The organism is Acinetobacter sp. SW-226 (genome assembly GCF_055632855.1).
Genome location: NZ_CM145752.1, coordinates 734,213 through 741,860, shown reverse-complemented (window position 1 = coordinate 741,860; position 7,648 = coordinate 734,213). Strand labels below are relative to the sequence as shown.

The 7,648-nt window shown below is 34.8% G+C and carries 4 protein-coding genes and 1 pseudogene; 1 reads left to right on the top strand and 4 read right to left on the bottom strand.

The window, feature by feature from the left end:
- Window positions 1-21: 21 nt before the first annotated feature.
- Window positions 22-1,710 carry a ShlB/FhaC/HecB family hemolysin secretion/activation protein gene (locus tag ACZ8ZH_RS03560; RefSeq protein ID WP_228199390.1) on the bottom strand — a complete coding sequence of 563 codons (1,689 nt, stop codon included), beginning with the start codon at window positions 1,708-1,710 and terminating at the stop codon, window positions 22-24.
- Between the two features lie 407 nt (window positions 1,711-2,117).
- Here ACZ8ZH_RS03560 and ACZ8ZH_RS03555 point away from each other — a divergent pair.
- Window positions 2,118-3,063: pseudogene (locus ACZ8ZH_RS03555) on the top strand (IS5 family transposase).
- Between the two features lie 329 nt (window positions 3,064-3,392).
- On the opposite strand, the gene ACZ8ZH_RS03550 reads toward ACZ8ZH_RS03555, so the two are convergent.
- Genes ACZ8ZH_RS03550 through ACZ8ZH_RS03540 form a run of 3 tightly spaced genes read right to left on the bottom strand, consistent with a single transcriptional unit; the run spans window position 3,393 to window position 7,632 of the window.
- Window positions 3,393-3,779 carry a hypothetical protein gene (locus ACZ8ZH_RS03550; RefSeq protein ID WP_119064977.1) on the bottom strand — a complete coding sequence of 129 codons (387 nt, stop codon included), beginning with the start codon at window positions 3,777-3,779 and terminating at the stop codon, window positions 3,393-3,395.
- Window positions 3,780-3,790: 11 nt separating this feature from the next.
- Window positions 3,791-4,462 (bottom strand): HNH endonuclease, encoded by a 672-nt coding sequence (locus ACZ8ZH_RS03545; protein WP_119064978.1) that lies wholly within the window; start codon window positions 4,460-4,462, stop codon window positions 3,791-3,793.
- A gap of 20 nt (window positions 4,463-4,482) precedes the next feature.
- A complete protein-coding gene (locus ACZ8ZH_RS03540; protein WP_119064979.1) occupies window positions 4,483-7,632 on the bottom strand; it encodes a helicase HerA domain-containing protein in 3,150 nt (1,049 codons plus the stop codon).
- Window positions 7,633-7,648 lie beyond the last annotated feature (16 nt).

Sequence of the window (7,648 nt, the reverse complement as noted above, 5' to 3'; positions counted from 1 at the left end):
CTTTACTCAGATGAACTGGAATTAGTACATCCAGTTCAAACTAAAGCCTGTTGTCACATTGTCTGTTTTATAGCGATCCGGTTTCTTAAGTGGCGCACCCATAAAGACATCATAACTCACTGAGTTAAATGCTTGGCCTCTCAAACCAACAACAGCACCCATCAAACTCGTCCCGAGTAATGGATTGGGTTCATGGGCGGTTTGTCCACCCACTTCGCCATAATCAACCCCTGCATACCATTGCATTGGAACTTTAGGAATGCTTCCACTCAATTCATTTCGAATGAGTAAACCATTATCAGCCAGTAAAGTCTGTTCTCCATCAAAACCTCTGACGGTATAGCGGTTACCAATCGAGAAGCGATCTTGAGGGGTTAATGGTTTTTGGCTATGCTGCATGCGCCATTCGGCAAGGTATTGCAAAGATTGCTGACCCACTTTGAATGGAACTTGTAAGCTGGCATTGGCCTGTAATATCCCGACATGGGTATAGGCTTCACCATATTCTTCTTCTGGTGCGTACATGGCATTAAAGGCGCCTGTCCCACGTTTGTAGGTCACGTTGCCAGATAAAGTAGCAGCTGAGAGATATTCGGTATGATCCAGACTGGTTTTCCAGCCTGCTGTTTTTCTGCGTTGGACTTCAATTTCAGTATCGTTAATATAGTTTTGAGATTCCCTATACCAGCCACCTATACTCGCAGTAGTTTTTCTGCGGGCATCTCGATAAAGAACTCGAGATAAATCAGCACCAATCAATTTGCTTTTACCACTATATTCGTAGCTCTCAAGTGGACCTGCTACCGTTTGGTTATAATCTGATTGACTATAGCTCGTGCTCAGTAACCAGTATTTTAGTGGAATACTATAGCTGAGATAGTAACCCTCTGTACCACGTTTTCCAGAATCGCCACCACCTAAATCATGATTATAGCTACCGTAGAATAGATCATTTGCTGTTAACAGATTGTCGAGTGATAGTGTCGCAGTTCCTTGATATTTTCCTGTCGAATCCGAACCTGCATCATCCACACCTAAGTGGATGCGGTAAGGTTTGGACTGTTGCCATGCCAACTCCAAGTCGCTATAACCAGGTGCATTGTACTGCTCCGAAGGTTTAATTTTAAAATCAGCTTCCACTGTTGGCACACGTTTGAAATTTTCTAAACCTTGTTCGATATCTCGAATATTCAAAATATCACCAGACCTCACAGGAAGTGCATTGAATTTATGTGCACGTTTTGAGGTACCTGAAACGAACTGGATTTGATCCACCTTACCTGCGATAACTTGAAGTTTGATTTCACCCGATGCAATATTTTGTTGAGGCAATAACATTCGTGTTGTCACATAGCCATGACGAATAATATTATTTTGAACTAAATCAAGTGCTTGGTTAAGTCCTTGTACTCCAATACAACGACCAATAATATTATTCTCCCCCTGCGTGATTGAGCGCAATGCAAAAGTAAAATTACGCGCATCATCCCCCATCAAAATGAATTTTTTAATATCAAAACAGATCTCTTCACTGTTTGATTTTAAATACTCTAATTGTTTTAAAGGTATTTTTTGAGATTCTATTCCTAAATTTACGTTTACTTCAGGCTGTATTTGTTTCTGTAGCGCCTCGTCTCTTTGTTCCTGACGATGTGTAATTTCTGCTGGAAGATCAATTGCTGAATAGCTATTAAAACTAACTAACGTCATACAAAAAATGAGCGCTTTTTTTTTAAATTTATATACCATCTGAGCAACTGTAATTCTAATGTAATAAAAATGCGCAAATTTTAACAAAAAATATAACCATGTCTACCTTTTTATAGACAGATCTGTATATTTATATATTCTAAGAATCTAGACAATCATGACATCATAAAAAATTTCTCTTCAAGACTATTTTATATTTCAAGGTACAATAGAAGTGTAATTCAAGAATACGGAACTAAGTTATAAATATTAAAAGGTGAAACTTAAATCAAATTAATTAACCTAAATCTTGGATAAACAATTAACTTGAAAAGAGAAAAACTAGAGCCATCAGTTGAGTTACTACACCAAACGGCTTTGTTGCACAAAGCTATTCTTGAAGGCTTCTTCAGCAATATAATTTCCAGATGAAGAAGCCTGCACCTAAAATCTACCGTACAACCAACTGGTCCTCGTATAACCAAGCTTTAATCAAGCGAGGGAATATTTCAATCTGGTTTGATCCGAAGACCCAATGGTATGCACAACCACAAGGCAAGCACGGACGAAATCAAACTTATTCCGATACAGCGATTCAATGCTGTTTAATGATCAAATCTCTATTCCGTCTTTCTTTACGTATGGTCACTGGCTTTGCTCAAAGCCTGATTAAACTCAGTGGCTTGAATTGGACCGCCCCGAATATCAGTGATATTCGTACTCCACCCTCTGTAGACGACAAAAGCATATTGATATTGCGATAAGCTATCAGAAAAGTCGTGATGGGTTACACCTACTCGTCGACTCTACGGGTTTAAAATTTTTAGGTGAAGGCGAATGGAAGCGTAAGAAACATCAGCCTGAATACCGTCGGCAATGGCGTAAACTGCATATTGCTATAGATGCTGAAACACTGCAAATACGTGCCATTCAGCTTACGACAAATAATGTCAGGATTCACAAGTACTAGGTGATTTACTGGATCAAATCCCACTAGATGAGCGAATAGATTCTGTCTATACCGATGGGGCGTACGACACGAAGTGCTGCAGACAATTGATTTCAGATCGTCAAGCACATGCAGTAATTCCACCCAGAAAGAATGCCAAGCCCTGGAAAGATTCTAAAATCAGTTCAATAGAACGAAATGAGTTACTTCAAACGGTTAAACATTTAGGCAGAACTCTATGGAAAAAATGGTCGTGCTATCACCGTCGCAGTTTGGTGGAAACCAAGATGCATTGCATCAAATTATTAGGAGATAAGCTGACGGCAAGACATTTTCAAAGTCAGGTCAATGAAATTCATGCGCGTGTGGCAGTTCTGAATAGATTTACGGAATTAGGTAGACCTCACACCCAAGTTGTCACTTAAATTTGAATGGATTGGGGAAAACTCAGCTTTTGAATGTTTATGCAACAAAGCCGTCCCATATTCAAAAGAAGCTGAAATATAATCTTTTAACCTACAATAAATGGATAGTATTAAATTCTCTCCAGATATAGACTTTTAACCTTATATTTTAACCCCCCTACAACTTAATAAAAAATAACAACATTTTAAATTAATATTTTCACCCCCTAATTAAAAATTAACCTCAGAATATCTCCAAAATGTGTCATTTCTCTTATTATTTAAAATCAAGATGAAACAGCACATTTTGGAGAAACCAATAAATATTTCAATTCTAATTAATTTAAAATCTAAAGAAAGTAATCTTGATTTTTAACCATCTCATTTGGGGATAAAATAACAACAACCCCTTGATCAATATCCCAGTCACAATCACAAAGCAATCCAAAACTACCATCTCTTTTAAAGACTAAACTTGTTGGAGTAAATTTTTTATTTTGAATAGATTCTTTTAATATATACTCATTTATTAGTCTTAAAATACTCCCTTCATACTTACTCTGCTCCTGTTTAAATAACTTATAATTATTCAATTGTTGATCAGAAACTAACTCTCCATCGAATGCTTCAAATACTAAATTAATTTCAAAAGATTGAAAATCAATATCTATACTAATTGGTTTAGTCCAACCATAATTAAACTCTAATATCCCAACTTCTGTTTCTAAGATTTTCATTTAAATACACCTTAATTATTCAATTCACGTTTTTTTACAGCAATTCCTCCTTCATGAGGAATATTATTATGCACCTCACATGGAACTAATTGCATTGTTTTACAGTCTTTACATTCATGCCAAGTATAATTATTTTCTTTTCGCCAATCCGCGACTTCTCTTGGCGACATATCCCATTTTTCAGCCAAAGCAACATCAGCTTGGTTGAAATTTATACGCCTATCAGTGGTAAAATCACCGATTTCAACTTGATCTTTCATTACTTCACTAAAATCGGGCTCTCCATCCCTAAATGTTATTCCATCAATTTCATATTTATCTAAAATATTTTCCCAAGTTAATCCATCTGGATTGCCATTTTTTCCATTCATTGGATCAGGAATTTTTTCTTTATTTGGTTCCCAGGTAGAGTTCCCAGATTCACCCGTCCATGAACCATTTGAATTACCATTTTCATCATATTCACGAGGTACAAAACTTTTTTGAAATGTTTGACTAGTTTGTTCGAAATCATTTACTTGATTCAAATCAAAGGTTTTGAAAATAGGTTGATCTAACATGGTTATGTCATATTTTTCTGCTTTTTCAACAAAAGGAGAACTTTTATACCATTCATCTTTTACTTCAACTCCGCTAACTTCCGCAAATGATTTTAATACATTTGTTATTGCTGAAAATTCCACAATATTCCCCCTAATTATATTTATAATACAGCATTATTTTGGTGATGGTCAGACCATACCTTATATGCTTTTAGATACCCATTATCTATACTTGTTAAATACTTTAAACAAGCCTGTTTAAGTTCTAATTGTAAAAGATTATCTTGATTCAAAATATATAGATTCAACTGATTATCAAAATCCACTACATCAAGTGATTTTTTCAAAAGTGGCTCTAATCTATCCTCTAGATTTAATGTTTTGACAATAAGTTGACTAACTTTATTAAAATCTTTTATTGCATCAAGTTTAATATTCTTATCTTTATAATCCTGTATTAATTGATTAATCTCTATACGAGTCATCGTATCAGGAATAAGACCTAGATTTTTATTCAAAAAATCAATATTTTGATAAATGTAATCATCAGGTAAGCGACTACCTACATGAAGTAGAAAAGAAACAACTTCTTGCTGGACATCTTTCACTTTTACTATGTCTACAGTATTTTGTTCAAAATGAAACTTTTGATGATCCTGCGCAAAAAAATTAATCTTACATAATATTGGCTCTAACCAATTACTTTGATGCACAATCGCAACCCCTTGTGGCAATTTTGAAATTTCTTCTAATTGCTCATCTTTCAAGGCAACAGAACGACCAACAACTTGCCTATCTTGCTCTTCAGGTAATCTTAAAATAATTTTTGTGTTTGTATTTCGTATAGCCGAAATATCAAGTGCATTTGGTGATTGATCCACAATAATAAAGCCTTGCCCATAAGTACGCATTTCAGCGATCGACTCACTTAGCATTTCTACAGATTTACCAACTAAATTACTTGATTCCATAGATTGACTAGTATTCGTTCTCTTTAATAAATGATGGGCTTCCTCTAAGATAGCAACATGTCTTAAGTCAGAATTCATTTCTAATCGTTGACTTGTTCTATATTCATTTAACTTCATCACCAAGACTCCCATAATCAAGGACTTGGTTTCAGATGATGCAACTCGACTCAAGTCTACAATCACATTTTCATCAAACAATATTGAATTACTAAGCTCATTTTGGCTGAACAATTGTGCATTAAGGCCATCTGTTAATGACATAATTCTGGTTTCTAACGAACCAATATAATTACCTTTTACCTCTTCAGAATATGCTGAGTTTTGAATAATCTCTTTTAAAGAAATTGCAACGTCTGCAAAGCTAGGAAATATAACACCTTCCTGAATACTCTCAGAAATATCCAAATCCCAACCGACTTTTTCATATGCTTGTAAAATAGATTTTTTTAAGATGACAGGCATAGCAGCATACATTGGCCAACATACATTAAATATTTCAATCAAACGATCAACATGCTCTAAAACATGTATTTCATTAGGAAAACTAAAAGGATTTAATTTTAATAAATGGGCCTGTTTAGGATTAGTACCATACACTGAAACATCCACGTAGTTTCCAAAAACATGTTTATATTCACCTTTCACAGGTTCAATAACCAAAAATGGAATTTTTTGTTGGCGAAGTTTACTTAAAATAGTATATAAAGTATTACTTTTTCCAGAACCGGTCGACCCACAGACTAAAGTATGTTGCGTTAGTTGCTTATTATCTAAAATTATTTTTTGATCAAAATCTTTCCATAGATGACGTAAAACACCTAGTTCAATACCATTATCAACTTCATGTTTTACATTATTTAAATACTGTATTGAGCGTCCAAATGGCACAGTTTCCACCACACTCACACTAGAAGTAGAGTGTTGGGGTAAATTTAACGTCAATGCTATCTCTTTTGTTGATAGTAATGTTGTTGGTGTAATAAAAGAGACTTTTACATCTAATCCAGCAAGTGGTTTTAATTGAGGATGCTGTAAATTTTTTAGATACTTTAAAATCAAAGACTTGTTTGTATGACTCCATGTTGTAATTGTAGATGCTTCACAGGCTGATTCGTCACCTTTCATTAGTCCATAATAAATACTACCTAATGCGTGTGAAACAGTTGGTGTATCTCCAATGAAATAGGCTGCAAAATTCCATCCGCCAAAAGACTGTATTTCATCAAGTCTTTCTAAGTTTTGGTCAACTTTTTTAAGCATTTGTTGAACAGATTTATTCTGAAATTCAATCGTATTCTGCTCACTCGTACCTATTGTCTTACCATTTGTAGTGCTTGAGTTTTGCATGCGTGCATTAGAAGAAGTTTGTGTCTTATTATTAGTTTCAGATGTATTTTCAGATTCTGTGTAGTTATTCCCTTTAGTTTCAGAAGATGAATATCCACCTCCAATGTTCCCGCCTAGCCCAATAGGCGCAATAGATATACCTTTATTGTTAGAAGAACCTGTCTGCTTACTTTCATTCGTGCCTGTTGCAGTGCTTTGCCCTCTTGTTTCAGTTAGTCCAACACTTTGTGCTAAAGTTTCAGTAATTCCGCTACTTAAAGTTTCTGCAACATTGTCTGACTCTTGTTGTGAATAACTGAAAGTCTTTTTCGCATAGGGTGATATTTGTGTATAAATTTGTTCATAGCCTCGACTAATTGTCTGTAATAACTCTTCTGCTACAGCCTCCGCCAGAATAATTGCTTGATAAACCTTTCCTTCTGCAGCATCAATAAAACGCTCCATACCTTGCATAAAGTTTTCACGGTTTTCTACTGAAAGAGACGGAATTGCAGTAACTGCGGTAACTCCTGCACTATCGCTCTCTTCATAATTGACTGTATTTTGAAAAATTTCAGAAAGACGTGTATTTGAAATAGCACTTAAACTACTTCCAGAAAACTGTCCTTCAAAAGTTGCTTTTAATAACTCCCCCGCACTGTGACCTTCAAAACTATTAATTTTACTTTTTATACCTAAATATATCTGAGTTGTATGGCCATCACTTTCAAGAACAAAAAACAGACTATGTCCAGATTTACCTAAAGCTGTATAAATTGCAGTCAGGCTTTCTAATACAGATTGCTTATTATTCTGCACCAATCTCTCTAATTTAAACAATCTTACTTCGGCGCTAAAATTAATATTTTCTATATTAAAAGTAGGAAGAATTGACATCTTTGCCAAATCAGGTAAATAACTTTTATTAATCATATACTCAGCAGAATATAATGATCGTTCAAGACTATCATTACTCATCAAAAAATCAGATGATTTAATCAGTTGATTTGTCATTTTATATTCTTCCTAC